Source organism: Polynucleobacter rarus (assembly GCF_003072505.1).
Taxonomy (GTDB): Bacteria; Pseudomonadota; Gammaproteobacteria; order Burkholderiales; family Burkholderiaceae; genus Polynucleobacter; species Polynucleobacter rarus.
The window spans coordinates 664,955-691,558 of the sequence record NZ_NTGB01000001.1; the positions used below are offsets into that span (position 1 = coordinate 664,955).

Annotated in this window: 27 protein-coding genes and 1 tRNA gene; 24 read left to right on the forward strand and 4 right to left on the reverse strand. The window is 40.5% G+C overall.

What is annotated here, in order from left to right:
* Positions 1–11 precede the first annotated feature (11 nt).
* From tpiA to AOC35_RS03100, 3 genes are all read left to right on the forward strand, one after another.
* The gene (gene tpiA, locus AOC35_RS03090; RefSeq protein WP_108645726.1) at positions 12–776 is read left to right on the forward strand and encodes a triose-phosphate isomerase; all 765 of its coding nucleotides are present in this window, start codon (positions 12–14) and stop codon (positions 774–776) included.
* Positions 777–790: 14 nt separating this feature from the next.
* Entirely contained in the window at positions 791–1,165 is a 375-nt protein-coding gene (secG, locus tag AOC35_RS03095) for a preprotein translocase subunit SecG (protein WP_108645727.1), read from the forward strand.
* Positions 1,166–1,236: 71 nt separating this feature from the next.
* Positions 1,237–1,322: transfer RNA gene (locus AOC35_RS03100), tRNA-Leu, on the forward strand.
* A 46-nt stretch (positions 1,323–1,368) separates the two neighbouring features.
* Here the strand turns inward: AOC35_RS03100 and AOC35_RS03105 are convergent.
* A complete protein-coding gene (locus AOC35_RS03105; RefSeq protein WP_108645728.1) occupies positions 1,369–1,965 on the reverse strand; it encodes a hypothetical protein in 597 nt (198 codons plus the stop codon).
* A gap of 182 nt (positions 1,966–2,147) precedes the next feature.
* Here AOC35_RS03105 and AOC35_RS03110 point away from each other — a divergent pair, with 182 nt between their 5' ends.
* From AOC35_RS03110 to AOC35_RS03185, 16 genes are all read left to right on the forward strand, one after another.
* Positions 2,148–2,507 (forward strand): NADH-quinone oxidoreductase subunit A, encoded by a 360-nt coding sequence (locus AOC35_RS03110; RefSeq protein WP_108645729.1) that lies wholly within the window; start codon positions 2,148–2,150, stop codon positions 2,505–2,507.
* Positions 2,508–2,525: 18 nt separating this feature from the next.
* Positions 2,526–3,008, forward strand: coding sequence for a NuoB/complex I 20 kDa subunit family protein (locus AOC35_RS03115; protein ID WP_108645730.1), 483 nt, complete (start codon positions 2,526–2,528; stop codon positions 3,006–3,008).
* A 10-nt stretch (positions 3,009–3,018) separates the two neighbouring features.
* Positions 3,019–3,612 carry an NADH-quinone oxidoreductase subunit C gene (locus tag AOC35_RS03120; RefSeq protein ID WP_108645731.1) on the forward strand — a complete coding sequence of 198 codons (594 nt, stop codon included), beginning with the start codon at positions 3,019–3,021 and terminating at the stop codon, positions 3,610–3,612.
* Entirely contained in the window at positions 3,613–4,866 is a 1,254-nt protein-coding gene (locus AOC35_RS03125) for an NADH-quinone oxidoreductase subunit D (protein ID WP_108645732.1), read from the forward strand.
* An 8-nt stretch (positions 4,867–4,874) separates the two neighbouring features.
* Complete coding sequence (gene nuoE / locus AOC35_RS03130) at positions 4,875–5,387, forward strand: NADH-quinone oxidoreductase subunit NuoE (protein ID WP_108648684.1); 513 nt, start codon at positions 4,875–4,877, stop codon at positions 5,385–5,387.
* On the forward strand, positions 5,384–6,679 hold the full coding sequence (gene nuoF, locus AOC35_RS03135) for an NADH-quinone oxidoreductase subunit NuoF (protein WP_108645733.1): 1,296 nt from the start codon (positions 5,384–5,386) through the stop codon (positions 6,677–6,679). Before nuoE ends, nuoF begins: the two co-directional genes overlap by 4 nt.
* 37 nt (positions 6,680–6,716) lie before the next feature.
* On the forward strand, positions 6,717–9,044 hold the full coding sequence (gene nuoG, locus AOC35_RS03140) for an NADH-quinone oxidoreductase subunit NuoG (RefSeq protein WP_108645734.1): 2,328 nt from the start codon (positions 6,717–6,719) through the stop codon (positions 9,042–9,044).
* Positions 9,041–10,111 (forward strand): NADH-quinone oxidoreductase subunit NuoH, encoded by a 1,071-nt coding sequence (gene nuoH, locus AOC35_RS03145; protein ID WP_108645735.1) that lies wholly within the window; start codon positions 9,041–9,043, stop codon positions 10,109–10,111. The genes nuoG and nuoH overlap by 4 nt, the downstream gene beginning before the upstream one ends.
* 27 nt (positions 10,112–10,138) lie before the next feature.
* Complete coding sequence (gene nuoI, locus AOC35_RS03150) at positions 10,139–10,630, forward strand: NADH-quinone oxidoreductase subunit NuoI (protein WP_108645736.1); 492 nt, start codon at positions 10,139–10,141, stop codon at positions 10,628–10,630.
* A gap of 12 nt (positions 10,631–10,642) precedes the next feature.
* On the forward strand, positions 10,643–11,269 hold the full coding sequence (locus AOC35_RS03155; RefSeq protein ID WP_108645737.1) for an NADH-quinone oxidoreductase subunit J: 627 nt from the start codon (positions 10,643–10,645) through the stop codon (positions 11,267–11,269).
* Position 11,270: 1 nt separating this feature from the next.
* Positions 11,271–11,576 carry an NADH-quinone oxidoreductase subunit NuoK gene (nuoK, locus tag AOC35_RS03160; protein ID WP_108645738.1) on the forward strand — a complete coding sequence of 102 codons (306 nt, stop codon included), beginning with the start codon at positions 11,271–11,273 and terminating at the stop codon, positions 11,574–11,576.
* Between the two features lie 24 nt (positions 11,577–11,600).
* Positions 11,601–13,664, forward strand: a complete 2,064-nt coding sequence (gene nuoL, locus AOC35_RS03165) for an NADH-quinone oxidoreductase subunit L (protein ID WP_108645739.1) — start codon at positions 11,601–11,603, stop codon at positions 13,662–13,664.
* Between the two features lie 10 nt (positions 13,665–13,674).
* Positions 13,675–15,141: an NADH-quinone oxidoreductase subunit M gene (locus AOC35_RS03170; protein WP_108645740.1), complete on the forward strand. Its 1,467-nt coding sequence runs from the start codon at positions 13,675–13,677 to the stop codon at positions 15,139–15,141.
* A gap of 15 nt (positions 15,142–15,156) precedes the next feature.
* A complete protein-coding gene (gene nuoN, locus AOC35_RS03175) occupies positions 15,157–16,641 on the forward strand; it encodes an NADH-quinone oxidoreductase subunit NuoN (protein ID WP_108645741.1) in 1,485 nt (494 codons plus the stop codon).
* Positions 16,641–17,234 (forward strand): NUDIX domain-containing protein, encoded by a 594-nt coding sequence (locus tag AOC35_RS03180; protein ID WP_108645742.1) that lies wholly within the window; start codon positions 16,641–16,643, stop codon positions 17,232–17,234. The genes nuoN and AOC35_RS03180 overlap by 1 nt, the downstream gene beginning before the upstream one ends.
* A 122-nt stretch (positions 17,235–17,356) precedes the next feature.
* Complete coding sequence (locus AOC35_RS03185; protein ID WP_108645743.1) at positions 17,357–17,869, forward strand: DUF1178 family protein; 513 nt, start codon at positions 17,357–17,359, stop codon at positions 17,867–17,869.
* Positions 17,870–17,976: 107 nt separating this feature from the next.
* Here AOC35_RS03185 and AOC35_RS03190 read toward each other — a convergent pair whose 3' ends face one another.
* Positions 17,977–19,494, reverse strand: a complete 1,518-nt coding sequence (locus AOC35_RS03190; protein WP_108645744.1) for a CoA-acylating methylmalonate-semialdehyde dehydrogenase — start codon at positions 19,492–19,494, stop codon at positions 17,977–17,979.
* Between the two features lie 138 nt (positions 19,495–19,632).
* On the opposite strand from AOC35_RS03190, the gene AOC35_RS03195 reads away from it, so the two are divergent.
* From AOC35_RS03195 to AOC35_RS03205, 3 genes are read left to right on the forward strand one after another with little or no spacing between them, the layout of a single operon-like run.
* Positions 19,633–20,295, forward strand: coding sequence for a SprT-like domain-containing protein (locus tag AOC35_RS03195; RefSeq protein ID WP_108645745.1), 663 nt, complete (start codon positions 19,633–19,635; stop codon positions 20,293–20,295).
* Positions 20,285–21,361, forward strand: a complete 1,077-nt coding sequence (locus tag AOC35_RS03200) for a tartrate dehydrogenase (protein ID WP_108645746.1) — start codon at positions 20,285–20,287, stop codon at positions 21,359–21,361. Before AOC35_RS03195 ends, AOC35_RS03200 begins: the two co-directional genes overlap by 11 nt.
* Positions 21,362–21,375: 14 nt before the next feature.
* Positions 21,376–22,395: an LLM class flavin-dependent oxidoreductase gene (locus tag AOC35_RS03205; protein WP_108645747.1), complete on the forward strand. Its 1,020-nt coding sequence runs from the start codon at positions 21,376–21,378 to the stop codon at positions 22,393–22,395.
* Positions 22,396–22,475: 80 nt separating this feature from the next.
* Here the strand turns inward: AOC35_RS03205 and AOC35_RS03210 are convergent, their stop codons facing one another.
* A complete protein-coding gene (locus tag AOC35_RS03210; protein ID WP_108645748.1) occupies positions 22,476–22,952 on the reverse strand; it encodes a glycine zipper 2TM domain-containing protein in 477 nt (158 codons plus the stop codon).
* Positions 22,953–23,040: 88 nt separating this feature from the next.
* Positions 23,041–23,889 (reverse strand): class I SAM-dependent methyltransferase, encoded by an 849-nt coding sequence (locus AOC35_RS03215; RefSeq protein WP_108648685.1) that lies wholly within the window; start codon positions 23,887–23,889, stop codon positions 23,041–23,043.
* 143 nt (positions 23,890–24,032) lie between these two features.
* Between AOC35_RS03215 and AOC35_RS03220 the strand changes: the two genes are divergently transcribed.
* Complete coding sequence (locus tag AOC35_RS03220; protein WP_108645749.1) at positions 24,033–25,475, forward strand: efflux transporter outer membrane subunit; 1,443 nt, start codon at positions 24,033–24,035, stop codon at positions 25,473–25,475.
* Between the two features lie 19 nt (positions 25,476–25,494).
* Positions 25,495–26,604, forward strand: coding sequence for an HlyD/EmrA/EmrK family protein (locus AOC35_RS03225; protein ID WP_108645750.1), 1,110 nt, complete (start codon positions 25,495–25,497; stop codon positions 26,602–26,604).

Sequence of the window (26,604 nt, forward strand, 5' to 3'; positions counted from 1 at the left end):
CAGGGTCTCGAATGCGTAAGAAGTTAATTGTTGCGAATTGGAAATTAAATGGTAATTGGGCATTTAATGAAGTGATGATGTCTGAACTTTCTTTAGGATTAAAGGAAGTTCAATGGCATGATCTTGAAATCATTCTTTGCCCACCTGCCGTTTATTTACAACAACTGAATGGCTTAATGACGGATGTACCTATTCTGTTAGGTGGACAGGATGTTTCTGAACAATTCTTTGGTGCCTATACCGGTGAGACTTCTGGTCAAATGCTCAAAGAATTTGGCTGTCGTTACACACTAGTTGGCCATTCTGAAAGAAGAGTTCGACATCAAGAACAGAACGAGTTAGTCGCTTTAAAAGCAAAGACAGCTCTTGCTTGTGGATTGATACCCATTATTTGCGTTGGTGAAACACTCGAGGAGCGAGATTCTGGCAAGATGAATGCGGTGATTCAACAACAGATTCAGAGTGTGATCGATTGTTTAAAAGATGACATTAGTGAGGTAGTGTTTGCTTACGAGCCCATTTGGGCAATTGGAACAGGTATTACTGCAACGGTGGATCAAGCTCAAGAAGCGCATGCATTTATTCGTGGGGTTTTACAGCAATATAGCGAGTTATGTGGGCAAAAAGTATCAATACTTTACGGTGGAAGTGTAAAAGCTGATAACGCTCAAGTTCTTTTGGGGACGCCCGATATTGATGGATTATTAGTTGGAGGTTCCTCGTTGATGTCCTCCGAGTTTTTGGCAATTTGTTTATCTAGTTTAAATAGTAAATAGGAAAGTAGGGATATATGGAGTGGATGAAATCAATTTTAATGGTTGTGCAAATTATTGCTGCAATTGGTGTAATTGGACTAGTATTAATTCAGCAGGGTAAGGGCGCAGATATGGGTGCTGCCTTTGGTTCTGGCGCCTCTGGTAGTATTTTTGGAGCATCTGGCTCATCTAATTTTTTATCAAGAACAACTGGCATCCTTGCAGCAGCATTTTTTATTACAACATTAATGATCAGTTATATTGGTAATACCCAACCTAAAGATGCTGGTGTCTTATCCAAGCCTGGTATTGTTTTACCAGCGGATAAAGCAGAAGATAAGTCTGGTGATGCGAAGTCAGCAGATGTTCCAGTTGAAGCGGATAAAAACGCTTCATCGGTTCCAAAATAAAAATTTTTAAGATAACTTTGCTTTGCACAAAAGAAAAAGTTAAAATAACGGATTAAATTTGTTACAAACAAGCCGTCGTGGTGGAATTGGTAGACACGCTATCTTGAGGGGGTAGTGGCTTACGGCTGTGCGAGTTCGAGTCTCGCCGACGGCACCATCAAAGAGTTCATTTTATGAACTCTTTTTTTTTGTAAATGAAAGCCTCAGTTCAATTTCGGGTTACTGGAGGAGACTAGCGCTTTCATTTGGTCTGAATATGTGATCTTAATGGTATCTCCGACGTTTAGCTTACGAAGAAAGCTTGCCTTGTTTACTTGTATTTTTTCTTCCTCACCATTCGTGTTTTTGATGACAACATAGTGTTCTTCAGTATTCTTAGAAATGATCTGTGACTCAATTGCAATTTTGCGAGTCATGGTTTTTTCTGGCTTGGCAGACTCTAAATTAGATGATTGCGAAGTATCCAAGGTTTTGGTAAGGACGGCACTAGTTTTAGATAACTTTTCAATCGTTACAAAAATTTCAAGACTGACTTTTACTTGGTCACCAATCTGAACTTGCTGAAAGTTCTTCATCTCGGGTGGCGCTTTGTATACAGTTTGCCCATCAGAGCTAGTTAAGGTTAATTCTCTATTATTATTATTGATTTTGGATACCGTACCTTCATAAATTGAGAACTCTCCTTGTGTGAGAACTATGCCTTTTCCTAAAAGGGTTTTGTTAGCAGCGTAAGAGTGGTTATTTGCTACTAACGCAATGGTCAAAAGCAGGATAAGAGATTTAATTAGGCGATTTTGCATAAATTTTTTAATTTTAAATTTTCAATAGTTAAGAAATATCAATCTATTATGCTTGGTTTAAGTGATGGCATGTAATCTCAGGTTACTTTTAGTGCTTATTTTTTATGCTGTCATCAAAGTTGTTCTACAATTACATCATTATAAAAAACAATCTCGTTGTTATTTATTTACGAGGAATGAATGTGAACACAGCAAGCTACTTACCTGTCCTATTATTTATCTTAGTTGGCGTTGGTGTCGGTGTCGTACCCATGTTTTTGGGAAAAATTTTAGGACCTTCGAAACCTGAACCTGAAAAATTATCACCCTACGAGTGTGGGTTTGATGCTTTTGAAGACGCTCGAATGAAATTTGATGTTCGATATTATCTAGTAGCAATTCTCTTTATTCTATTTGACCTTGAAACTGCATTTTTATTTCCTTGGGGAGTTGCTCTTAAGGAAATCGGTTGGGCTGGATACGCATCAATGATCGTATTTCTCCTGGAGTTTATTGTCGGTTTTGTCTACATTTGGAAAAAGGGTGCACTTGACTGGGAATAGGTCAAGGTACTAAAACTTATGGCACTAGAAGGATTATTAAAAGAAGGTTTTGTCACTACCTCTGCTGACAAACTCATTAATTGGACACGAACTGGCTCTTTATGGCCTATGACCTTTGGGCTAGCTTGTTGTGCGGTCGAAATGATGCACGCAGGTGCAGCTCGTTATGATTTAGATCGTTTTGGGGTGGTTTTCAGACCCTCCCCACGGCAGTCTGATCTGATGATTGTAGCTGGTACATTATGTAACAAAATGGCCCCAGCACTTCGCAAAGTTTATGATCAAATGCCTGAACCCAAATGGGTTCTATCGATGGGCTCCTGTGCCAACGGCGGTGGGTATTACCATTATTCTTATTCAGTGGTCAGAGGTTGTGATCGTATCGTACCAGTTGATATTTATGTGCCTGGATGTCCGCCAACAGCTGAAGCATTGATGTACGGAATTATTCAGTTACAAGCAAAAATTAGACGTACTTCAACTATTGCTAGAAAAGCTTGAGTCAATGTCTATGAATGAAAATTTAAATTTATTAAACCAGCTCGTTATGCAACACTTGGGAGCTGATGTGGTGACTGAGATCAGCTTGAACGAACTGACAGTTACAGTTCCATCTGAACAGTATTTTGCGAGTGCTCAAAAGCTCAAAGAAATACCTACACTGGGATTTGAACAACTGATTGATTTATGTGGTGTGGATTACCAAGATTACGCAGATGGTGCATGGACAGGCTTGCGTTTCGCGGTTGTTTCTCACTTGTTATCGGTTTCGAATAACTGGCGATTGAGATTGTGTACTTTTGTACCTAATGAAGATTTTCCTCTCATTCCGAGCATTACCCCTATTTGGAATTCGGCGAATTGGTATGAGCGTGAAGCTTTTGACTTTTTTGGAATCATTTTTGAAGGTCATGATGATTTGCGTAGAATTTTGACGGATTATGGTTTTATTGGCCATCCTTTTAGAAAAGACTTTCCAGTTTCTGGTCAGGTTGAGATGCGATATGACGCAGAACAAAAAAGGGTCATTTACCAGCCTGTCACGATCGAGCCTAGAGAGTTGACTCCTCGGGTTATTCGAGAAGAAAGTTATGGGGTGAAATAAATGGCAGAAATCAAAAACTACACTCTTAATTTTGGTCCTCAGCATCCTGCTGCCCATGGAGTATTACGTTTAGTTCTAGAGTTAGACGGCGAAGTGATTCAAAGAGCAGATCCACATATTGGTTTATTGCACCGAGCAACTGAAAAACTAGCAGAAACTAGAACATGGATTCAAAACATTCCTTATATGGATCGTTTAGATTACGTATCTATGATGAGTAATGAGCATGCATATGTAATGGCGATTGAAAAACTATTGCAAGTTGATGTTCCTATTCGAGCTCAATATATACGCGTGATGTTTGATGAAATTACTCGTCTCTTGAATCACCTTCTTTGGATTGGTTGTCACGGCCTAGACGTTGGAGCGATGGCAGTATTCTTATACGCATTCAGAGAGCGTGAAGATTTATTTGATATGTATGAAGCTGTTTCTGGCGCCAGAATGCACGCTGCTTACTATCGTCCAGGTGGAGTTTATAGAGACTTGCCTGATCAGATGCCGCAATACACCGCAAATAAAATTCGTGGTGAAAAGGCAATGAAAAAATTAAATGAAAATAGAACAGGTTCTTTGCTCGATTTTATTGAGGACTTTACGAACCGCTTCCCTGGTTATGTGGATGAATATGAGACGCTTTTAACAGACAACCGTATTTGGAAACAGCGATTAGTAGGCATTGGAGTTGTGTCTCCAGAGCGTGCTCTTCAACTAGGTTTCACTGGTGCGATGTTAAGAGGTTCAGGAATAGAATGGGATCTCAGAAAAAAACAACCTTACGAAGTTTACGATAAGTTGAATTTTGACATTCCTGTGGGTGTAAACGGGGATAGTTATGATCGTTATTTAGTGCGTGTTGAAGAAATGCGTCAATCGAATAACATCATTAAACAGTGTATTTCCTGGTTAAGAGCGAATCCTGGCCCAGTCATTTCTGATAATCATAAGATAGCCCCGCCTAGCCGTATTGATATGAAATCAAATATGGAAGAGTTAATTCATCACTTTAAATTAGCAACTGAAGGCTTGCATGTGCCGAAGGGTCAAGCGTATGCTGCAGTAGAGCATCCTAAGGGTGAATTTGGTATTTATGCAATCTCGGATGGAGCTAATAAGCCTTATCGATTAAAGATTCGTGCACCTGGATTCCCGCATCTTGCAGCATTAGATGAAATGGCCAAAGGACATATGATTGCTGACGCCGTTACCATCATTGGTACGCAAGATATCGTATTTGGTGAGATTGATAGGTAAGGATGCCAATGATAAATTTTTCCGAAAAAGCATTAAAAGAAATAGCAAGAAATATTGCTAAGTACCCAGCAGACCAAAAACAATCAGCTGTGATGGCTGCCCTGACTGTGGCTCAAGATGAATTTGGTTGGATTTCACCTGAAGTATTACAAGAAGTCGCACAAATTTTAGAAATGCCGCCAATCTGGGTGCAAGAAGTTGCTACGTTTTACAACATGTACAACAACAAGCCAGTTGGTAAATTCAAAATTACGGTTTGTACGAACTTACCTTGTGAGCTATCTGGTGGTCTAAAAGCTGCCCGTTATATTCAAGAAAAACTCGGTATTTCCTTCAATGAGACAACGCCTTGTGGAACATTTACCTTAAAAGAGGGCGAGTGCATGGGTGCTTGTGCCGATGCTCCAGTAGCTTTGATTAATGATAAAAAAATGTGTAGTTGGATGAGTAACGAAAAAATTGATGCAATGTTGGACGAATTAAAAGCAAGCGCATCAATGCAAACAGGACACACAGCATGAGCTCTCTTCATAACTTACATATCAAGCCACTAATATTGGCAGATCTCAATGGTTCCAATTGGCATTTAGCTGATTATGTTTCTCGCGGCGGATATAGTGCGCTGAAAAGAATTTTGTCTGAAAATATTCCTCCGGAGCAAGTTATTGCCACGGTAAAAGCCTCTGGCCTGCGTGGACGGGGTGGTGCTGGATTCCCTACTGGTCTCAAATGGAGTTTTATGCCAAGGCAACTGCCTGGTGATAAATACCTTGTCTGCAACTCAGATGAAGGAGAGCCTGGTACTTTTAAAGATAGAGATATTCTTCGCTATAACCCACATGCATTGATTGAAGGTATGGCAATTGCAGCCTATGCGATGGGTATTCCTGTGGGTTATAACTATATTCACGGAGAAATCTGGAATGAATATGAAATCTTTGAACAAGCGCTCGAAGAGGCAAGAGCGGGTGGTTATCTTGGTAAATCAATTTTGGGCTCCAATTTCTCATTTGAGTTATATGCGCATCACGGATATGGTGCCTATATCTGCGGCGAGGAAACTGCCTTATTGGAATCTCTAGAGGGTAAAAAAGGTCAGCCAAGATTTAAGCCGCCATTTCCTGCAAGCTTTGGTTTGTATGGTAAACCAACCACGATTAATAATACGGAGACCTTTGCTGCGGTGCCATTTATTTTTAAGGTAGGTCCTGAAGCCTATTTGGGTTTAGGCAAGCCCAATAATGGTGGTACAAAAATCTTTTCAGTATCTGGAGATGTGGCACGACCTGGTAACTATGAAATTCCTTTGGGAACGCCTTTTTCGACTTTACTTGAGTTAGCGGGTGGTATGCGGGAAGGGCGTAAATTAAAGGCAGTCATTCCAGGTGGATCCTCTGCACCGGTGATTCCTGGCGACATGATGTTAGCGACGGACATGGACTATGACAGTATTTCTAAAGCTGGCTCCATGTTGGGTTCTGGTGCTGTGATTGTGATGAATGACACACGCTGCATGGTCAAGTCATTATTGCGTTTATCTTACTTCTATCATGAAGAATCCTGCGGTCAATGTACACCGTGCCGTGAGGGCACTGGATGGCTTTGGCGGATGGTGGATCGAATTGAGCATGGCAAAGGCCAGATGGAAGATTTGGATCAACTCAATCAAATCGCAGGAAATATCATGGGCAGAACGATTTGTGCACTTGGCGACGCGGCAGCGATGCCAGTTCGAGGAATGTTAAAGCACTACATGGATGAGTTTGTATTCCACGTTGAAAATAAGCGTTGTATCGTGCCTGAATATGTTTGAGGCATTTAAAGTATTTAATGATTAAGGTGATTTAGAAATGGTTCAAATCGAAATCGACGGCAAATCGGTTGAAGTCAAAGAAGGTACGACGGTAATTAATGCTGCCCACCAAATTGGGACGTACATTCCTCATTTTTGCTATCACAAGAAGTTGTCGATTGCCGCCAACTGCCGTATGTGTTTAGTCGAGGTTGAAAAAGCTCCTAAGCCAATGCCCGCATGTGCCACGCCGGTGAATGCCGGAATGAAGGTTTTTACTAGTTCACCGAAAGCCGTTGAAGCTCAAAAAGCCGTGATGGAGTTTTTGTTAATCAATCACCCTTTAGACTGTCCGATTTGTGACCAGGGTGGTGAGTGTCAGTTACAAGATTTAACGGTTGGTTATGGTAAGTCAAACTCTAGATACCATGAAGAAAAACGGGTCGTTTTTCATAAGAATGTGGGTCCATTAATTTCAATGGAAGAGATGAGTCGTTGTATTCATTGCACAAGATGCGTTCGCTTTGGTCAAGAAATTGCTGGAGTAATGGAATTAGGCATGTTAAACAGAGGTGAACATTCTGAGATTACCGCCTTTGTTGGTCAAACGGTTGATTCTGAATTGTCAGGCAATATGATTGACATTTGTCCAGTTGGAGCCCTTACTAGTAAACCGTTTAGATATGCTGCTAGAACTTGGGAACTCGGACGTAAAAAATCGGTAAGTCCGCATGATTCACTTGGGACAAATATTATTGTTCAAACGAAGTCTGATGAAGTGAAAAGAGTGGTACCCCTCGAAAATGAGAGTGTCAACGAATGTTGGATTTCAGATAAAGACCGTTTTGCTTATGAAGGATTAAGAAGTAATGATCGAATTACTTCGCCAATGGTCAAGCAAAATAACGAATGGATTGAATGTGATTGGCAAGATGCATTAGAGTATGTTCAGTCTGGTTTGAGTGGTGTGAAAGCCGACCATGGCGCTGATTCAATCGCGGCTTTAGCACATCCCATGTCTACCGTTGAAGAGTTGTATCTGCTCAAGAAACTAATGAATGACTTTGGTTCATCGAAGATTGAGTCTCGTTTGCGCCAGATTGATAATCAAATTCCTTCTGGTACGAATTGGTTAGGAATGCCGGTTGAAAAACTGGAACATTTAGATCGTTGTTTGGTGATTGGTAGCTTTTTAAGAAAAGATCATCCCTTATTAGCCGCAAGATTAAGAAAAGCTGCAAAATCAGGTCTGCAATTAATGAGAATCGACAGTGGTTCTGATGACTGGTTAATTAACAATACAACAGGAATTAAATCAGCTCCGTCTAACTGGATCAATCAACTGATTGAGCTCGCCTGCGCGATTGCAACCGAAAAAGGCATCAATGCTCCTTGTCAGGTGGTTGAAGTCTCTGATCAAATATTGGCGTTTGCGAAAAAACTCATTTCAGGTCAAGAAAAAGCAGTGTTCATTGGCAACACAGCACTAGCTCACCCAAATTATTCTCAAATTGATGCTTTAGCAACTTGGATCGCGAGTTCAGTCGGTGCGAGTCTAGGTTTTCTCGGTGATGGTGCTAACTTCGTTGGAGCACAAGTCTTGGGTGCGGTCAGTTCTGGCGATCAAGGTGGTATTCAAGCAATTTTGCATTCCAAGGTAAAAGCTTTTGTTCTTCTAAATCTTGAGCCAATGGTTGATTTACCTGATCCTTTGCTAGCAAGGTCAGCATTACAAAACGCGCAAACTGTGATTGCCTTATCCGCTTATGCTTCAGATGATTTATTAGAACTTGCGGATGTAATTTTACCCATCACTCCTTATGCTGAACAAGCTGGTACCTACATTAATATTGCTGGTGAAATTCAATCGACGCAAGCTAGTGTAAAACCTTTAGGGCAAGCTAGACCGGCTTGGAAAGTGTTGAGAGTTTTAGGTGGTTTACTTGAACTGCCCACATTTAATTTCAATACGGTTGAAGAAGTGCGCAGCGTAGCGATCGGTCAATACGAAAATAAAGTGGTAATGCCTACTCATCAATCCATTGAGGTGAATGCGCAATTGGAAAGTCACACTTCATCAACCTATGAGCGTTTAGCCGATGTACCAATTCATTTTACTGATCCAATCGTGAGAAGATCGGCGGCTTTAAAACTAACATTAGACAGTAAAAAAGCCCTGAAAGTTGGCTTGCCTAAAAAACTGTTTGAAGAAATGAATTTAAAAGAGGGCGATGCGATTCGAATTTCTCAAGGCGAATCAAAAGTTGTCATGCCCGCCACGTTGGAAAAAGAGTTAGTAGATGGCGTGATTCGTTTGTCCGCAGCTACCCCCGCTAGTTCATTGTTGGGTTCAATGTTTGGCTTGTTAACTTTGGAGCGAGTATGAATATCATCGAAATCATCACCGCTCAAGGTGAACAAACTTTTGGCCAGTTATGGCCGATTGTTTGGGCCTTAGTGCGAATTGTTATCATTGTTCTGCCCATGTTTGCCTGTGTTGCATACCTAACCTTATGGGAAAGAAAGTTGATTGGTTGGATGCACGTGCGGATGGGACCCAATCGAGTTGGGCCTCTAGGCTTGTTACAACCGATCGCAGATGCTCTGAAATTATTGTTAAAAGAAGTGATTCAACCGACAAGAGCGAATAAAGTTTTATTTATTATTGGTCCGGTGATGGTCATTGCCCCAGCATTTGCTGCCTGGGCAGTTGTTCCCTTTCAAGCAGATTTGGTTTTGGCTGATGTCAATGCAGGTCTTCTATATGTGATGGCAATTACTTCAGTCGGCGTTTATGGTGTGATTCTCGCTGGTTGGGCATCAAACTCAAAGTATGCCTTTTTAGGTGCAATGAGAGCCTCAGCTCAAATGGTCTCTTATGAAATTGCAATGGGATTTGCTTTGGTTGGCGTGTTAATGATTTCAGGGACTTTGAACCTAGGTGATATTGTCAAATCTCAATCGCACGGATTCTTTGCAGAGATAGGCTTGAATTTTTTATCATGGAATTGGCTACCACTTTTACCAATGTTTGTGATTTATTTTATTTCAGGTGTTGCAGAAACGAATCGTCATCCCTTTGACGTAGTTGAAGGGGAGTCTGAAATTGTTGCTGGTCATATGATTGAGTACTCAGGAATGGCATTCGCAATGTTTTTCTTGGCTGAGTACGCCAATATGATTCTCATCACTACGATGTGTGCAACTTTATTTTTAGGTGGTTGGTTACCAATTGTGGACTTACCAATTCTAAGAGATATACCGGGCTTTTTTTGGTTGCTTCTTAAAACCTTCTTGTTGTTGTCCGTTTTTATTTGGTTAAGAGCTTCTTTACCTCGTTATCGTTACGACCAAATTATGCGTTTAGGTTGGAAAGTATTTATTCCACTGTCGGTATTTTGGGTAGTTGTTGTTGGTGCTTGGGTTGTTTCTCCACTGAGCGTATGGAAATAAAGACCTGTCATTTACTGGAAAAATTAGATGTTGAATAATGTTCGCGAGTTTTTAAATAGTTTGCTTTTAAAAGAAGTTTTTAAAGGCATGAGTTTGACTGGGAAATATTTATTTTCTCCTAAATCAACTATTCAATATCCTGAAGAAAAAACACCGATGTCACCTCGTTTTAGAGGGTTGCATGCTTTACGCAGATACCCTAATGGCGAGGAAAGATGCATTGCCTGTAAATTATGCGAAGCAGTTTGCCCTGCTTTAGCTATTACGATTGAGTCTGACCAAAGAGATGATGGTTCTCGTCGAACAACTAGGTATGACATTGACTTAACTAAATGTATCTTTTGTGGCTTTTGTGAAGAGGCATGTCCAGTCGACGCTATTGTTGAAACCCATATTCATGAATACCACGGTGAGAAGCGAGGGGACTTGTACTTTACCAAGGATATGCTCTTGGCAGTAGGTGATCAATTTGAAAATGAAATTGCAGAGAAAAAAACTGCTGATGCTAAATACCGATAAAAGACAGACACCATGAATTTTGATTCTCAAACTATCCTTTTTTATATTTTCGCTTTGGTGCTTTTAGTTTCTGGCTTCAAAGTGATTAGTACTAAAAATCCAGTGCATGCTGCCTTGTTCCTCGTATTAGCTTTTTTTAATGCCGCAGGTATCTGGATGTTATTGCAAGCTGAATTTTTATCTATTGCATTGATTCTTGTATACGTCGGTGCAGTGATGGTCTTGTTCCTGTTCGTTGTGATGATGCTTGATTTAGATGTCGAACATTTACGTAATCAATTTAAACAATTTTTACCTGTAGCGACCATTGTGGGTTTTGTCATTGTGGTAGAGATGACAGTTGTTCTAGTGAGAGGTTTCATTGGCTCAAGAATCCCAATGCCACTGCAAACACCCGAGGGTGAAAGTAATACGATGAGCCTTGGTAAGCTGATTTATGGGGACTATGTATTTGCTTTCGAAATCGCGGGCATTATTTTGTTGGTGGCTATTGTTGCAGCTGTTGCATTAACATTACGTCGCCGTAAAGATCACAAATCTCAAGATGTCCCTGCACAAATTAGAACCAAGAAAGAAGACCGCGTTCGAATTGTTTCAATGCCTGCAGATATAGCCAATCGTCAGGACGGGAAAAAATAATATGATTACCTTAGCCCATTATTTAGTTTTAGCAGCTATATTGTTTGCTACCGGCATTATCGGCATTTTCTTAAATCGTAAGAACATTATTGTTTTATTAATGTCAATTGAACTCATGTTGCTTGCTGTAAACACCAATTTTGTAGCGTTTTCTCATTATAGTGGGGATATGCTCGGACAGGTCTTTGTCTTCTTTATTTTGACTGTAGCAGCTGCAGAGGCGGCGATAGGTTTAGCTATTTTGGTGATCTTATTCCGAACTAGAGATACCGTTAGCACTGAAGATCTCGGTCAATTGAAGGGTTAATAGGAAAATTTGGTAAACATGATAATGACGCAAACACTTAACCCATACCTGCTTTTAGCTATTCCATTAGCACCACTTTTTGGCGCAATCATAGCGGGTTTTTTTGGTACTAAATTTTTAGGTAATCTATTAGATAAAACATCTTGCCATCGGATTACTATCTTAGGCGTGGCCATCGCTTGTGGTCTTTCTATTCATGTTTTGTTAGATGTATTGAACGGCGCAAGATTCAATGGCAATATTTATGAATGGATGAAGCTGGGTAATGAACTCGTTCTTCCAGTTGGCTTTTTGATTGATCCTTTGTCTGCCATGATGATGGTGGTAGTTACTTTCGTCTCTTTAATGGTTCACATTTATACCATTGGATATATGGCTGAAGATGAGGGTTATAACCGCTTTTTTGCCTATATTTCTCTGTTTACCTTTGCCATGCTAATGCTGGTGATGAGTAATAACTTTTTACAATTGTTTTTTGGTTGGGAAGCAGTAGGTTTAGTCTCATATCTTTTGATCGGCTTTTGGTACAAAAAGTCAACCGCTATTTTTGCCAATATGAAAGCATTCTTAGTGAACCGAGTAGGTGATTTCGGTTTTATTCTAGGTATTGGATTAATACTTGCATCAACTGGCACGATGGATTATCAAACTGCTTTTTCTCAGGTCGATAACATTGCTGCTCAAAGCCTACCAGGAACTAGTTGGAATTTAATGACGGTGACCTGTATTTGTTTATTTATTGGTGCGATGGGTAAATCGGCTCAGTTCCCATTACATGTTTGGTTACCTGACTCGATGGAAGGTCCAACCCCAATTTCTGCATTGATCCATGCTGCCACCATGGTAACGGCTGGTATTTTTATGGTGAGTAGAATGTCACCATTCTTTGAACTGTCAGATGTTGCTTTATCTTTCATTCTGATCATTGGTTCCATTACAGCTTTATTTATGGGGTTTCTTGGAATTGTTCAAACCGATATTAAAAAAGTTGTGGCTTACTCAACTCTTTCGCAACTCGGTTACATGACAGTTGCCTTAGGGGTTTCAGCATATCCAGTTGCGATTTTTCACCTAATGACCCATGCTTTTTTCAAAGCATTGTTATTTTTAGGAGCCGGTAGTGTCATCATGGGTATGCACCATGATCAAGATATGCGCAATATGGGTGGTTTAAGAAAGTACATGCCAATTACATGGATCACCTCATTAATTGGTAGTTTAGCTTTAATTGGAACACCATTCTTCTCTGGCTTTTACTCCAAAGACTCGATTATTGAAGCGGTTGCTGAAAGTCATCTCTATGGCTCTACATTTGCTTACTACTCAGTTATTATTGGCGTATTCGTAACTGCTTTTTATTCTTTTAGGATGTACTTCCTGGTCTTTCACGGTCCAGAACGCTTTGGTATTAATCATCATCATGAGCACCATGACGACCACGTTCACCATGATGATCATGCACACGATGAACATCATGGATTGGCACCAGGCCAGAAGCCACACGAATCACCATGGGTGGTTACAGTGCCTTTAATTATGTTAGCGATTCCATCTCTACTCATCGGTTTCTTTGCGATTGAGCCCATGTTGTTCGGTGGATTTTTCGATGGGGCGATTTTCATTAACTTTGAAAAGCATGCCACTATGGAAGAGCTTCAAGCTGCCTTTCATGGAGCGATCCCAATGGCAATGCATGCATTTTCTACTTTAGTGTTTTGGTTAGCCTTCTCTGGGGTGGTTTGTGCCGCAGTCTTTTACTTGTGGTTACCGATTATCCCAACAACCATCGCTCGTATTTTTGCACCAATTAAAAAAGTTTTAGACAACAAATACTATCTTGATGATTTTAATCAGATGGTTTTTGGCGGCGGCGCTAAAGCCATTGGTGAAGGACTTTGGAAGTTTGGTGATCAAAACGTGATTGATGGTTTTGTAGTCAACGGTAGTGCAAAGGTGGTTGCATGGCTTTCTGGTTTGTCCAGACAGTTGCAAACAGGATATTTATATCACTATGCTTTTGCAATGATCATCGGAGTCATTGGTTTGATTACATGGATTCTTTATACCCATATGGGTTCAATTAAATAAGCGGCAAGTCATGATTTTATCTATAGCAATTTGGATGCCGATTGTCTTCGGTATCATTATTTTAGCAAGCGGTTCCGATCGCAATGCAGGTTTTGTGAGAGTGTTTGCTCTGATTGCATCCATTCTTAGTTTTGTCATTACCTTACCACTCGTGATTGATTTTGATATCGCTAATGCAGGGATGCAGTTTGTTGAGAACGTTTCTTGGGTTGCTAGGTATGACATCAAATACCACTTAGGGGTGGACGGTATCTCTGTTTGGTTTGTTGTATTGACCTCCTTTATTACGGTCATCGTGGTTCTAGCCGCTTGGGAAGTTATTCAAGAAAGGGTAGCCCAATACTTTGCGGCATTTTTAATTCTTTCAGGCTTAATGATTGGTGTGTTTGCTGCACTTGATGGTCTTCTGTTCTATGTCTTTTTCGAAGCGACTCTGATCCCGATGTATATCATTATTGGGGTATGGGGTGGAAAAAACAGAATTTATGCAGCTTTTAAATTTTTCCTATATACATTAATGGGGTCTTTACTTACCCTCATTGCGTTCTTGTATTTATACAATGCGACAGACACTTTTGATATTCTGACTTGGCAAAATGCAAAGTTAGACTTTAAAGAGCAGTTATTGATCTTCATTGCTTTCTTAATGGCCTTTGCCGTGAAAGTACCAATGTGGCCAGTTCATACTTGGTTACCAGATGCTCACGTTGAGGCACCAACCGGTGGATCTATCGTCCTTGCTGCCATCATGTTAAAACTCGGTGCTTACGGCTTCTTAAGGTTCTCCTTACCGATTGCTCCAGATGCAAGTCTATATTTAGCGCCTTTCATGATCAGTCTTTCTTTGATTGCGGTCATCTACATTGGGCTCGTGGCATTAGTTCAAAAAGACATGAAGAAGCTAGTTGCGTATTCTTCAATTGCGCATATGGGCTTTGTTACCTTGGGATTTTTCATTTTTAATCCCATGGGCTTTGAAGGTGGCATCGTACAAATGATTTCTCATGGATTTATTTCTGGAGCAATGTTCTTCTCCATCGGAGTTTTGTATGATCGTATGCACACCCGTCAAATTGCAGATTACGGTGGGGTAGTAAATACCATGCCACGATTTGCTGCCTTTGGAGTTTTATTCGCGATGGCCAATTGTGGCTTACCAGCAACCTCGGGTTTCGTTGGCGAGTTCATGGTGATTTTAGGTGCTGTTGATTATGATTTTGTCATTGGATTTTTAGCAGCAACAGCTTTAATCCTTGGCGCAGCCTATTCTTTATGGATGACCAAGCGAGTGTTTTTTGGTGATGTTGCGAATGCACATGTGGCGGAATTAAAAGATATTAACGGACGTGAATTTTTAATTCTGAGCCTACTCGCTATTTTGACAATTGCTATGGGAGTTTATCCAAAACCGTTTACGGATATTATTCATCCGGCAACGATTGAATTACTCAAACATATCGCTGTCAGTAAGATTTAAAACATTGGAACCAACATGCAAGCCTTAGACCTGATTGAAATACTACCTGAACTACTCTTACTGCTAGTCGTCTGTTTTATTCTGCTTGTTACGCCATTTATCAAAGAAGTGGAATTAAAAGAGGAAGATGTTTTTTTTACACCTAAGGCTGCTTCCTTAGCATATCAACTCTCTTTGTTGACCTTATTCATCTTGGCAATATGGTTTGGTATCAGAACTTCCGATTTGCCGCAAATGATTATGAATGACTTATATAAAGTTGATCCATTATCAAATGTTTTAAAAAGTGTTTCATGTATTGCCGTAATGGTTACCTTCATCTATTCAAAGCAGTATCTGATTGATCGAGATCTTTTTAGAACTGATTTCATTGCACTTGCTCTACTCGCTTTGCTCGGCCAGTTCATCATGATTTCTGGCTCTAACATGTTGACCCTTTACTTGGGCATTGAGTTGTTGGCTTTGTCTACGTATACACTGACCGCAATGCGCCCTAATTTCCCAAGAGGAATCGAAGCAGGGATGAAGTACTTCATCTTGGGTGCCTTGTCCTCAGGATTTTTGCTATATGGTATGTCCATGATTTATGGCGCGACTGGGTCCTTAGGTTTAGACGATATTTATCGTGCCACTACCAATGATGGAGTAATGCGTCTTGTGATGGCCTTTGGACTCGTGTTTCTACTAGCTGGCATGGCATTCAAATTGGGTGCTGCCCCCTTTCATATGTGGGTGCCAGATGTCTATGACGGAGCGCCAACTGCGGTTACCTTGTTGATTGGTGGTGCCCCAAAAATCGCAGCTTTTGCTATTACTTTTAGATTACTAGTAGATGGTTTACAGCCTATTCAATCAGATTGGCAACCGATTTTAATTTTCCTAGCAATTTGTTCTTTACTCATTGGTAACCTAGCGGCGATTGCACAAACAAATATTAAGCGCATGTTGGCTTACTCTACCATTTCTCATATGGGTTTCATGCTCTTAGGTTTTATGTCAGTATTTGATAGCCATGCTTATAGTGCTGCTTTCCTATATGCCATCACCTATGTTCTCTCCACCCTAGGTACTTTTGGATTATTGATGTTTTTGTCCAAAAAAGGCTTCGAATGTGAAACCATTGACGACTTGAAGGGTTTAAATAAACGCAATCCTTTACTTGCCTTCATTATGTTGCTATTGATGTTCTCCTTAGCCGGTATTCCACCAACGGTTGGCTTCATTGCGAAATTATCCATCCTAGAGGCACTAGTGGATGCGGGTTATGTTGCCTTAGCTTTGTTTGCAGTTCTAGCTTCATTAATCGGAGCATTTTATTATCTGCGTGTCGTTAAAACGATGTACTTTGAAGAACCGACTGACTTGACGCCGATTGAAGGCTCAAATTTTGCCCGCTCTGTTCTTACCTTGAACGGTCTCTTCATTCTCTTGGCAGGCATTTTCCCGGCAACTTTGACTGCGTTATGCCTATCGGCAATGCGCTTAACAATGCAAGGCTAATGTCTAGTAATAAGTCAGATTTAAAAAATTTTTCTGAACTATCAGAAAGAGATGACCATCTAAAAGAAACGACTCTAGATAGTCGCCTAGCATACGATGGTCTGTTTTTGAAGGTGTTTTCCGATGAAGTGCAGTTACCTAATCAGAAACTTGCCAATCGTGAATTCATTAAACATCCTGGTGCCGTAGCAATAGTCCCTCTTTTTGATGATAACTCCGTATTACTGGAGAGACAATATCGTTATCCAATGCATCAAGCAATTTTAGAAATACCAGCTGGTAAATTAGAGTTCGGTGAAGATCCATTATTGTGTGCCAAAAGAGAACTAAAGGAAGAGACAGGATATGAGGCCAAGGAGTGGATTTTCCTTGGGAAAATTCATCCAGTGATTTCTTACTCCACTGAGTTTATTGATATTTATTTAGCAAAAGGCCTCGTTCAGGGACAAGCCACATTAGACGATGAAGAGTTTTTAGATATTTTTAGGGCTACTCTGCCAGAAATTAGTGAGTGGATCAAAAAGGGTTCAATTACTGATGTGAAGACAATTATTTCCCATTACTGGTTAAAAGATTATTTATCTGCACAATAAATGTTCATTTCAATAGTAAAGTCTCGGATGACAAATACCCATCAGATGATAGGTATTTAATAAATCAGTCATAATCTAGTATTGACTCTTGAAATTACATTTTTCAGCACTACATAAAGAATATGAAAGTCTACAATTTAGCTTGTCCATTAACTCATCAATTTGAAGGCTGGTTTAGGTCAGAGGATGATTTTTTTGCGCAACAGCAAAAATCGATGTTGTCATGCCCTATCTGCGAAAGTGCTGAAATTACTCGGATGCCTTCGGCACCTTATTTGGGAACGAAGAAAAGTAACTCTAAAGAGTTAGTTGAAAATAATGGAGAAGCAGCACCTCCTTCAAATGGTGTTGTGGTTCCTACAAATGATTCAATGCATCTCACTGCGGATCAAAAGCAAGAGTTTCAGCAAAAAATGCAGGCAACAATGCTTTCCGTTGTTAGAGAAATCATGACTAAAACTGAGGATGTAGGTGATTCTTTTGCAGAAGAAGCTCGGAAAATTCACTACAAGGAAAGTCCGCAAAGAAGTATTCGCGGCGTTGCTACGGTTGATGAAGCAGCAAATCTAATTGACGAAGGCATCGAGGTGTTCTCTTTACCCACTTCTGCAGCCCTCAAGAGCACACTTCAATAGCTTTCTTTGGGCTCATTACTGTTTTAGATCCACAAGTCCAAGAAAACCCATCAACAAAAAACCCGTTGAATCCAATTCAACGGGTTTATTTTTACTTATAAAGCCGATTACTTCGCTGTTGGCATTACGAATTCGTTACCTTTGGAAATACTTTCTGGCCAGCGTTGCATGATACTCTTCTGTTTTGTATAGAATCTCACACCTTCTTTACCATAAGCATGCATATCACCGAACAATGATTTCTTCCAACCACCAAAGCCATGCCACGCCATCGGAACAGGAATAGGTACATTGATACCAACCATACCTACCTGAATACGACGAGCAAACTCACGAGCGATATTGCCATCACTAGTGAAGCATGACACACCGTTACCAAATTCATGCGCGTTAATTAAATCTACTGCTTCGCTAAATGTGGCTAGTCTTACACAAGATAGAACAGGTCCGAAAATTTCTTCTTTATAGATTTTCATTTCTGGTGTGACGTTATCAAATAATGTTCCGCCTAACCAAAAACCATTTTCAAATCCAGCTACGTTAAATGATCTACCGTCGACCAATAAGTTTGCACCTTCTTCAACACCAGCCTGGATATAACCAGTAATTCTTTGTCTTGCAACATCCGTCACAATAGGACCCATTTCTGCGGCAAGGTCCATACCATTTTTAATGTTTAAAGTTTTTGTTCTTTCAATTAATGCAGGCATGATTTTTTCAGCAGCAGAGCCAACTAATACAGCAACTGAAATTGCCATACAACGCTCTCCAGCAGATCCATACGCAGCACCTACTAGGGCATCTACTGATTTCTCAATATCAGCATCTGGCATGATCACCATGTGATTCTTCGCGCCACCCAAAGCCTGTACACGTTTACCAAAGTGGGCACCACGCTCATAAATATAATTTGCAATCGGCGTCGATCCAACAAAGCTGACTGCCTTGACATCTGGATGCTCAATTAAGGCATCAACTGCTTCTTTATCTCCATGCACCACGTTAAAGACGCCATCTGGCAATCCAGCTTCTTTGAATAAATCAGCAATTAACATTGCCGCTGATGGATCAGTTGGACTTGGTTTAAGAATAAAGGTATTACCAGCAGCAATTGCCATTGGGAACATCCACATTGGAACCATGACAGGAAAATTGAACGGGGTAATACCAGCTACGACACCTAAAGGTTGACGCATTGTCCAGTTATCAATGTTAGTAGAAACTTGATCGGTATAGTCACCCTTGAGTAACTCAGGAATTCCAGTAGCGTACTCGACGATTTCTATCCCCCTTACAACTTCACCTTGTGCATCGGTAAAAACCTTACCATGTTCGGCTGTAATAATTGCAGCGAGTTCATCTTGGTGCTCATTGAGTAGCGTCAGAAATTTAAACATGATACGTGCACGACGCAGCGGGGGAGTATCAGCCCACTTCGGAAACGCTTTTTGAGCCGCTGCAACTGCAGTAGCCACATCATTTTTGGTAGCGAGAGCAACTCTTCTTGATTTTTGGCCAGTGGCAGGATTAAAAACATCGCTAAAACGAACAGATTCACCGATCGTTTTTTGTCCATTTACATAATGAATAACGTCTTCTGATGCGCTATAAAAGGGTGCTGACATGGAATCTCCAAAAAGAGGATTATTTAAATAAGTTATATTTTACAACTCTGGTGAATTTTCGGTATAAATAGATATTTTTAAGTCAGTATCTCAGAATTCAAGCGATAATAAGAAGCTAAAAATAACTAAACAAGCAATATGACTGACAACTATTCAAACCGGGAAACTTGGCTTCAACAGGCCGTTTCGATTTTGGAGCCTATTTTTTCAGAGGTGGGTTATGGAATTCCTCCCCTCAAGGTTTCTTGCGGCTTCGCTGCTTCTAGCAGTCCCCGAACCACATTAGGTCAGTGCTGGCCTAGGGAGCGGTCTGGAGATATGGTGAATGAGATCTTCATTTCGCCGAAAATTGAAGATCCTGTAGATGTTCTTGACACACTTGTGCACGAAATTTGTCATGCAATTGATGATTGCCAAAGTGGTCATGGGGCAGATTTTCAGGGCATTGCTCAAGTTGTCGGCTTAGAAGGGCCAGCTAGAATGGCTCATGCTGGGGAAGCATTAAAAGTGCGTTTAATGACATTGAGTAATAAATTAGGCCCTTATCCCCATCGTGCATTAAACTTTCCTCCACCCAGACCAAGTAATGCCTCCAGAAATAAAGCAAAATGCCCTCAGTGTGGATATGAGGTTACTTTATTGAAGAAATGGGCTGATTATGGTGCGCCTATATGTCCAAAGGATACGATTCGGATGGAACAAGTGGGAAATGATGTTGTAACAAATGAGTCTGATGAAGATCAGGAAAATATACAAAAACTAAAAGAAATACGAAGGGCAGTAAGTAAAAATGACAAATAAACACGAAATTGCAGTGATTCCCGGTGATGGTATTGGTGTCGAGGTGATGCCGGAGGGCTTAAGAGCTTTAGATGCAGCATGTAGAAAATTCAATATTGATTTGACGCTCAATCATTATGATTTTGCTAGTTGCGATTACTACTTAAAACACGGCCAAATGATGCCAGATAATTGGTTTGATACTTTAGTCAAACAAGATGCGATATTTTTTGGTGCGGTAGGGATGCCTAAACTTGTGCCAGACCATATTTCTTTATGGGGAAGCTTGATTCAGTTTCGTAAGCGCTTTGATCAATACGTGAATTTACGTCCTGTGAAATTAATTCCAGGCGTGCCAAGTCCTCTTGCAAACAGAAAACCTGGGGATATTGACTTTTATGTAGTCAGAGAAAATACCGAAGGTGAGTATTCAAATGCTGGCGGTATTTTGTTTGAGGGGACTGACAGAGAGTTTGCTATCCAAGAAACTGTGATGACGAGAGTTGGTGTTGATCGTATTCTCAAATTCGCTTTTGAACTTGCTAATAAACGCCCTAAGAAACATTTAACTTCTGCAACGAAATCAAACGGTATTTCTATTACGATGCCTTACTGGGATAAACGAGTAGAAAACATGTCGAAGAGTTATCCTGACATTCTCGTAGACAAGTATCACATCGATATTTTGACAGCGTTTTTTGTCCTTCGCCCGCATCATTTTGACGTGGTCGTTGGTAGTAATTTGTTTGGTGATATTTTGTCAGACTTAGGACCAGCTTGTACTGGCACCATTGGTATCGCACCATCTGGTAACATCAACCCAGAAGGTATTTACCCGTCACTATTTGAACCAGTTCATGGCTCTGCCCCAGATATTGCTGGTAAAGGCATTGCTAACCCAATCGGCCAGATTTGGAGTGCTGCCATGATGCTTGAGCATCTAGGTCACGTGGAAGCCTCCACCGCGATTGTGAATGCATTTGAAAAAGTCCTTGCTGCTGGACCAGATCACGCACCTTTAACTCCTGATATGGGTGGCAAAGGTAATACAGTTGATTTTGGTAAAGTGATTGCCCAAGCGATTTAATTGACGAGCCTTCAATGTTAAAGCGAATTTCTGTTCTCGAGCAATCTGCCTCCGTAATGGGGCAGAGTGCTCAACAGACGATTACTCAAGCAACTAAACTTGCAGTGCACTGCGAGAGCTTAGGGTATGAACGTTTTTGGGTTTCTGAACACCATAGTCACCCGAGCATAATTGGTACTGCCCCAGAAATTCTGATGGCCCATATTGCCGGGAAGACCCAACGTATTCGTCTTGGCAGCGCTGGTGTGATGTTGCCGCACTATAGCTCTTTAAAAGTGGCTGAACAGTTTCGAGTCCTTGATTCTTTGGCACCTGGAAGAATTGATCTAGGGGTGGGCAGAGCACCTGGGAGTGATCAAAGAACAGCGATGTTACTCAACCCAGATCCACAATCCGCAGCCCGTTTTCCAACTCAAATTCAAGAACTACAACTTTGGTTAAATGATGAAGAATTTCCTGCTGGTCATCCAGCGCGTGGGGTTCATGCTTATCCGGCGGGTTCTACTGTTCCTGAAATTTGGGTGTTAGGCAGTTCAGATTATGGTGCACAGGTAGCTGCCCACTTTGGCTTACCTTATGTCTTTGCGCACTTCATTACTGACGGAGTAGGAGCTAAAGAGGCCTTAGATTTATATTTTGAAAACTTTAAACCTTCAAAATACTTGGTTAAACCCAAAGCAATTATCTGTGCTTGGTCATTAACTGCAGATACAGAAGAAAATGCGATTTATGCCTTTAGAAGCAGAGCGCGTTGGAAATTAGATCGCAATAAAGGCTTACTTGGTGCCATGCAAGATCCGAAGTTTGCTTTAGATAACTTAAGCTCTCAAGAACTCAATGCTTTTGACCGTATGTGTGAAAAAGCCTTGATTGGAAATCCTGCGCAAGTCATCAATAAGTTGAACAATCTCTGTGATGACCTCAATATTGAAGAGGTCGCGGTCATTACCTGGGCGCATGACTTTCAAACCCGCCTTGATTCTTATCAATACTTAGCCCTTGCACATCAGTCTAGGGAACAAAAAGCCGCCTAACAACCCAAACTCTTTTCTAAAACTCGTTTCGAAAAACTTTACAAAAGAGTTAGCAACCTACTTGCATAACTCTCCTGTACCTAGCGCCAATCTCTTCTGAAATCATGCTCGCGATACTCGCGATAGCCATTCTCACGGTAGCGACGTGCCTCATGCCATCTATCATCATCTCTTCTGTATGATTCGTAAGGTTGTCTATAAACTGGTGCGGGATAATAAACCTGAGGAACAACTGGTGGGTTGTAATAAACCCCATAAGCTGGATTTTGGTAATAACTTGGGCCATATGAATAGACTGGTGGCGCATAGTGGGCTCTTTGATAACCATTACTATAACCATACCCAGTTGGACCATTGCTGACCTGATTCGTTACTACATCACCTGCCACTGCACCAATAATCGCCATCGCTAATTTGCCATTCCCTTGACCAAATTGAGCACCAGCAATACCACCAATCAATGCTCCAACTGGATCTGCTTTAACTTGTTGAACTGTACCTAAAAGAATAAGAGTGCTGAAAAAAACAATTTTTCTAAATGAACCACCGGATCTCATGATCTTCCCCTTTCGTCAGGAATTGGTTTGTACACTTCTATAACGGAGTGCATTCCAACAAAGTTGACGTTTGATAAAAAGAAAAAATCTAACTAAAACGTTCTTCTAGTTCAGTAAGGTGCAGCTTATTTAAAAGGGTCTTTAAATCTTGGTGCGCTTTTAATTGTTGTTTTGAATTCAAGCCTTTCGTTGCCACAATGAGTTCATTTTTCATAGAATGTTCCCAACCAACCAGCTCAGTCACGGTTACTTTGTAGCCGTGCGATTCTAATTGCAAAGTTCTAAGTACATTGGTAATGTGACTACCAAACTCTCTACTATGGATCGGGTGCCGCCAGATTTGGGCTAGATAACTATCTTCACCCTCTATGGACTTCTTTTTTCTCAAAAAAGAGGCTACTTCAGCCTGACAGCAGGGCACTAAAACAAGATGCTGAACGTTTTTAGCCAGCGCAAAGCGAATGGCATCATCTGTTGCCGTATTACAGGCATGGAGTGCTGTAACTAGGTCAAGCTCAGTGGGGAGGGCGTCACTTTGAATTGCTTCATCAGTGGATAGAAGATGAAACGACATCGAATTGAATTCGAGTTTACTCGCTAATGCTTGGCAATAATCCACTAAATCTTTACGTAATTCAATGCCAATAATTTCCAAAGGCTTACTTTGTAGTTTGGCAATTAAATCGTAAAGAATAAATCCCAAATAAGATTTTCCGGACCCAAAATCAACTAACTGAACCTTTGCTTGTTGAGAAAGGAGTGATTCGATGATAGGCTCAATAAATTGAACTAAGTGGTAGACCTGCTTGAGTTTACGCCGACTATCTTGATTCATTTTTCCATCGCGCGTCAAAATATGTAGTTCTTTTAGAAGCTCAATGGATTGATGTTCTTTAATCTCGTATTTGTCTTGGACTTTTTTAGCGGAAGGTTTCATAAATTGCACTGTAAAGAAGAAAATGAGAATAATATTTTTAATGAGGAGCAAAAAAAATGCACTCTTCACAGAAAAAAATAAAAGTTATGTTACGATTTAGGGCTTAACGTTTATAAAGTTCTCAATACAATATCCGGTCTTTAATGAAACCCCAAAACTCCCATTATTATCTCCTAATGACACTGGTAGTGTTGAATTTATCAGCATGTACAAGCTTGATTAAGTCTGATCCCAAGCCACCGATACCCGATATAGCAAAAGTTGAATCTAGATTAGAAACAAATGCTCACCCTATTGAATCCAAATGGTGGGAATCCTTTGAAGATCCCCAACTCAACAAACTCATTGAGTTGGGAGTTGGTAACTCGCCTACTTTAAAAGTGGCCAATGAGAGAGTTCAAGCCTCGCAGGCACTGCTTAATTCAAGTCGTTCTGTTTTATTGCCACAAGTAGGACTTACAGGGCAAGTTAATCGCCAGCAATTATCAGAGAATTATATTTTTATTCCTGGGGTAATGGACCGAATTTCAAATTATGGCTTTGTTGCTGGAACATTTTCTTGGTCCCTTGATTTATGGGGTAAGAATGAAAAGTTATTTGAGGCATCCAAGTATCGTTTGAAGGGTGCTTTACTGGAGAGTGAGTTCTCGCGCTTAAATTTACAAATCGCCATCGTTGCTGCCTATGCCGAGTTCGATATTGCTCTTAAGACTAGAGACTTGATGCAACGAGTCAATACCATTCATCAAGAATTGTTAGCAATCTACAAAATACGCCAAAAAAATGGCTTAATCGATCAGCTTGCTGTAGAGCAAGAAGCAATTGAAGTCGAAAGATCCTCTGCGCAATTGGCAATGGCGCAATCGGTGGTTGATATGTATGCTACCCAACTTGCGATATTAACTGGTAACTCTCCAAGTTGGGCTAGTAATATCACAACACCGAAGATACAATTCCCAGAAAAATCGCTGGTTCCTAATCAACAAATACCTTCAGACTTAATTGCCAGAAGACCTGATTTACAGGTTTTATTAAGTCAAATTGATGCGAGTGGCTTGGAATATTCAGCGGCTAAACTCGACTATCTGCCAAGCTTTGACTTACAAGCCAATGTGGGTTACCAGTCTTTTGGCCTAGATCGTTTTCTGAGTAGTTCGAGTCAGTTTTTCTCCATCGGCCCCGTTTTTAATTTACCGATTTTTAATGGTGGCAGAATTGATGCCAACGTGGCAGCGAAGAAAGCCACCAATGATGAAGTCATTGCTAGATACCATGAGGCCTTATTACAAGCCCTCAAACAATCTGCTGATGGTATTACCAAAGTAAAATTTGCGACCCAACAGTTGTATTCTCAAAGTCGAGCAACAGAGAAATCACAATTTATTTATGACCAGCTTGTATCACGGCAGAAAAGTGGCTTGATTTCTAATGAGAAATTGTTACAGAATGAGCTACTTCTGATCGCTCAAAAACAACTTCTAGAACAGACAAATCTGAATGCTGAAAGCTCTTATCTTTTCCTGATTCAAGCTTTGGGTGGTGGTTTTACTTCACCAATACAAGAATTAACATCAATAACAAAATAACTTTAAATTTAAGAATCCTATGAGTGAAACTAACGCCAAATTGAATCGTAAAAAATCATTTAAGATTTTCTTTATCCTATTGATTATTGTCTTAATCGCTTATTTGGGGTATCAATTTTCGATTGGGATGCATTACGAAACTACTGATAACGCCTATGTAAGCGCTCCGCAATTGCAGGTTAGCTCGCAAGTGGAAGGGACTATCTCTGCAGTCTTAGTCGCTGAAACACAATTTGTAAAGGCTGGTGAAACGCTTTATAGGATTGATATGACTGAGTCTAAAATTGCCTCTGAAATGGCAGACGCCGATTTAGTTAAAGCAGTTAAAACAGTTAGAAGTTTAGTTTTAAATGCGGAACAAAAAAAACAAGACCTCGACCGCGCTAATCAAGACTATCAAAGGAGAGTTGCCCTAAAAGGTCCAGCAGCTTACTCAACGGAAGAGATTGAGCATTTAAAAACACAGTTCGAAGTCAGTAAAAATCTCTACAATCAAGCCCTAGAAAATGCCTACGGTATTACTAAATTTGAAAACATTTCAAGCCACCCTGATGTGATGAAAGCAATCAGTCAAGTAAAAAGAAATTACGTCACCCTATTAAGGTCTGAAGTGAAGGCCCCAGTTGATGCCGTCGTTGCAAAAAGAAATGCTCAAGTTGGTCAACGTGTGATTCCTGGAACGGTATTAGCAGGCTTAATTTTAGATGACTCGATGTGGGTAGATGCTAATTTTAAAGAAAATCAATTAGCGAATATTAGGGTGGGTCAACCCGTTGAATTAGAGGCTGATATTTATGGTTCCAAAGTCAGTTTTCCTGGCAAAGTGATTGGTTTTTCACCAGGCACTGGCGCTTCATTAGCATTATTGCCAGCTCAAAACGCAACGGGTAACTGGGTAAAGGTTGTGCAACGTTTACCCGTCAGAATCGAGATTGATGCAGAAACTTTAAAAAAGTATCCACTCAAAGTTGGTTTATCGATGGTTGCAAAAATTGATATTGCGAATCGCAAAGGAATGCCTTTGGAGTCCATGTTGCATAGTGAGCAGATTTCTACCCATATTTTTGAACAGCAAGCACTTGAAGCGGAAAAGCATGCTTCGATCCTTCTTGCTAAGGCAAATCAATAA

Coding starts and splice junctions, on each gene's coding strand:
- AOC35_RS03200 (WP_108645746.1), top strand. CDS start 20,285: ATGACAAATAAACACGAAATTGCAGTGATTCCCGGTGATGGTATTGGT.
- AOC35_RS03105 (WP_108645728.1), bottom strand. CDS start 1,965: ATGCAAAATCGCCTAATTAAATCTCTTATCCTGCTTTTGACCATTGCG.
- nuoL (WP_108645739.1), top strand. CDS start 11,601: ATGACGCAAACACTTAACCCATACCTGCTTTTAGCTATTCCATTAGCA.
- nuoG (WP_108645734.1), top strand. CDS start 6,717: ATGGTTCAAATCGAAATCGACGGCAAATCGGTTGAAGTCAAAGAAGGT.
- secG (WP_108645727.1), top strand. CDS start 791: ATGGAGTGGATGAAATCAATTTTAATGGTTGTGCAAATTATTGCTGCA.
- AOC35_RS03215 (WP_108648685.1), bottom strand. CDS start 23,889: ATGAAACCTTCCGCTAAAAAAGTCCAAGACAAATACGAGATTAAAGAA.
- nuoN (WP_108645741.1), top strand. CDS start 15,157: ATGCAAGCCTTAGACCTGATTGAAATACTACCTGAACTACTCTTACTG.
- tpiA (WP_108645726.1), top strand. CDS start 12: ATGCGTAAGAAGTTAATTGTTGCGAATTGGAAATTAAATGGTAATTGG.
- AOC35_RS03180 (WP_108645742.1), top strand. CDS start 16,641: ATGTCTAGTAATAAGTCAGATTTAAAAAATTTTTCTGAACTATCAGAA.
- AOC35_RS03195 (WP_108645745.1), top strand. CDS start 19,633: ATGACTGACAACTATTCAAACCGGGAAACTTGGCTTCAACAGGCCGTT.
- AOC35_RS03120 (WP_108645731.1), top strand. CDS start 3,019: ATGAATGAAAATTTAAATTTATTAAACCAGCTCGTTATGCAACACTTG.
- AOC35_RS03125 (WP_108645732.1), top strand. CDS start 3,613: ATGGCAGAAATCAAAAACTACACTCTTAATTTTGGTCCTCAGCATCCT.
- AOC35_RS03115 (WP_108645730.1), top strand. CDS start 2,526: ATGGCACTAGAAGGATTATTAAAAGAAGGTTTTGTCACTACCTCTGCT.
- AOC35_RS03220 (WP_108645749.1), top strand. CDS start 24,033: ATGAAACCCCAAAACTCCCATTATTATCTCCTAATGACACTGGTAGTG.
- AOC35_RS03210 (WP_108645748.1), bottom strand. CDS start 22,952: ATGAGATCCGGTGGTTCATTTAGAAAAATTGTTTTTTTCAGCACTCTT.
- AOC35_RS03205 (WP_108645747.1), top strand. CDS start 21,376: ATGTTAAAGCGAATTTCTGTTCTCGAGCAATCTGCCTCCGTAATGGGG.
- AOC35_RS03155 (WP_108645737.1), top strand. CDS start 10,643: ATGAATTTTGATTCTCAAACTATCCTTTTTTATATTTTCGCTTTGGTG.
- nuoF (WP_108645733.1), top strand. CDS start 5,384: ATGAGCTCTCTTCATAACTTACATATCAAGCCACTAATATTGGCAGAT.
- nuoH (WP_108645735.1), top strand. CDS start 9,041: ATGAATATCATCGAAATCATCACCGCTCAAGGTGAACAAACTTTTGGC.
- nuoI (WP_108645736.1), top strand. CDS start 10,139: ATGTTGAATAATGTTCGCGAGTTTTTAAATAGTTTGCTTTTAAAAGAA.
- nuoK (WP_108645738.1), top strand. CDS start 11,271: ATGATTACCTTAGCCCATTATTTAGTTTTAGCAGCTATATTGTTTGCT.
- AOC35_RS03225 (WP_108645750.1), top strand. CDS start 25,495: ATGAGTGAAACTAACGCCAAATTGAATCGTAAAAAATCATTTAAGATT.
- nuoE (WP_108648684.1), top strand. CDS start 4,875: ATGATAAATTTTTCCGAAAAAGCATTAAAAGAAATAGCAAGAAATATT.
- AOC35_RS03185 (WP_108645743.1), top strand. CDS start 17,357: ATGAAAGTCTACAATTTAGCTTGTCCATTAACTCATCAATTTGAAGGC.
- AOC35_RS03190 (WP_108645744.1), bottom strand. CDS start 19,494: ATGTCAGCACCCTTTTATAGCGCATCAGAAGACGTTATTCATTATGTA.
- AOC35_RS03170 (WP_108645740.1), top strand. CDS start 13,675: ATGATTTTATCTATAGCAATTTGGATGCCGATTGTCTTCGGTATCATT.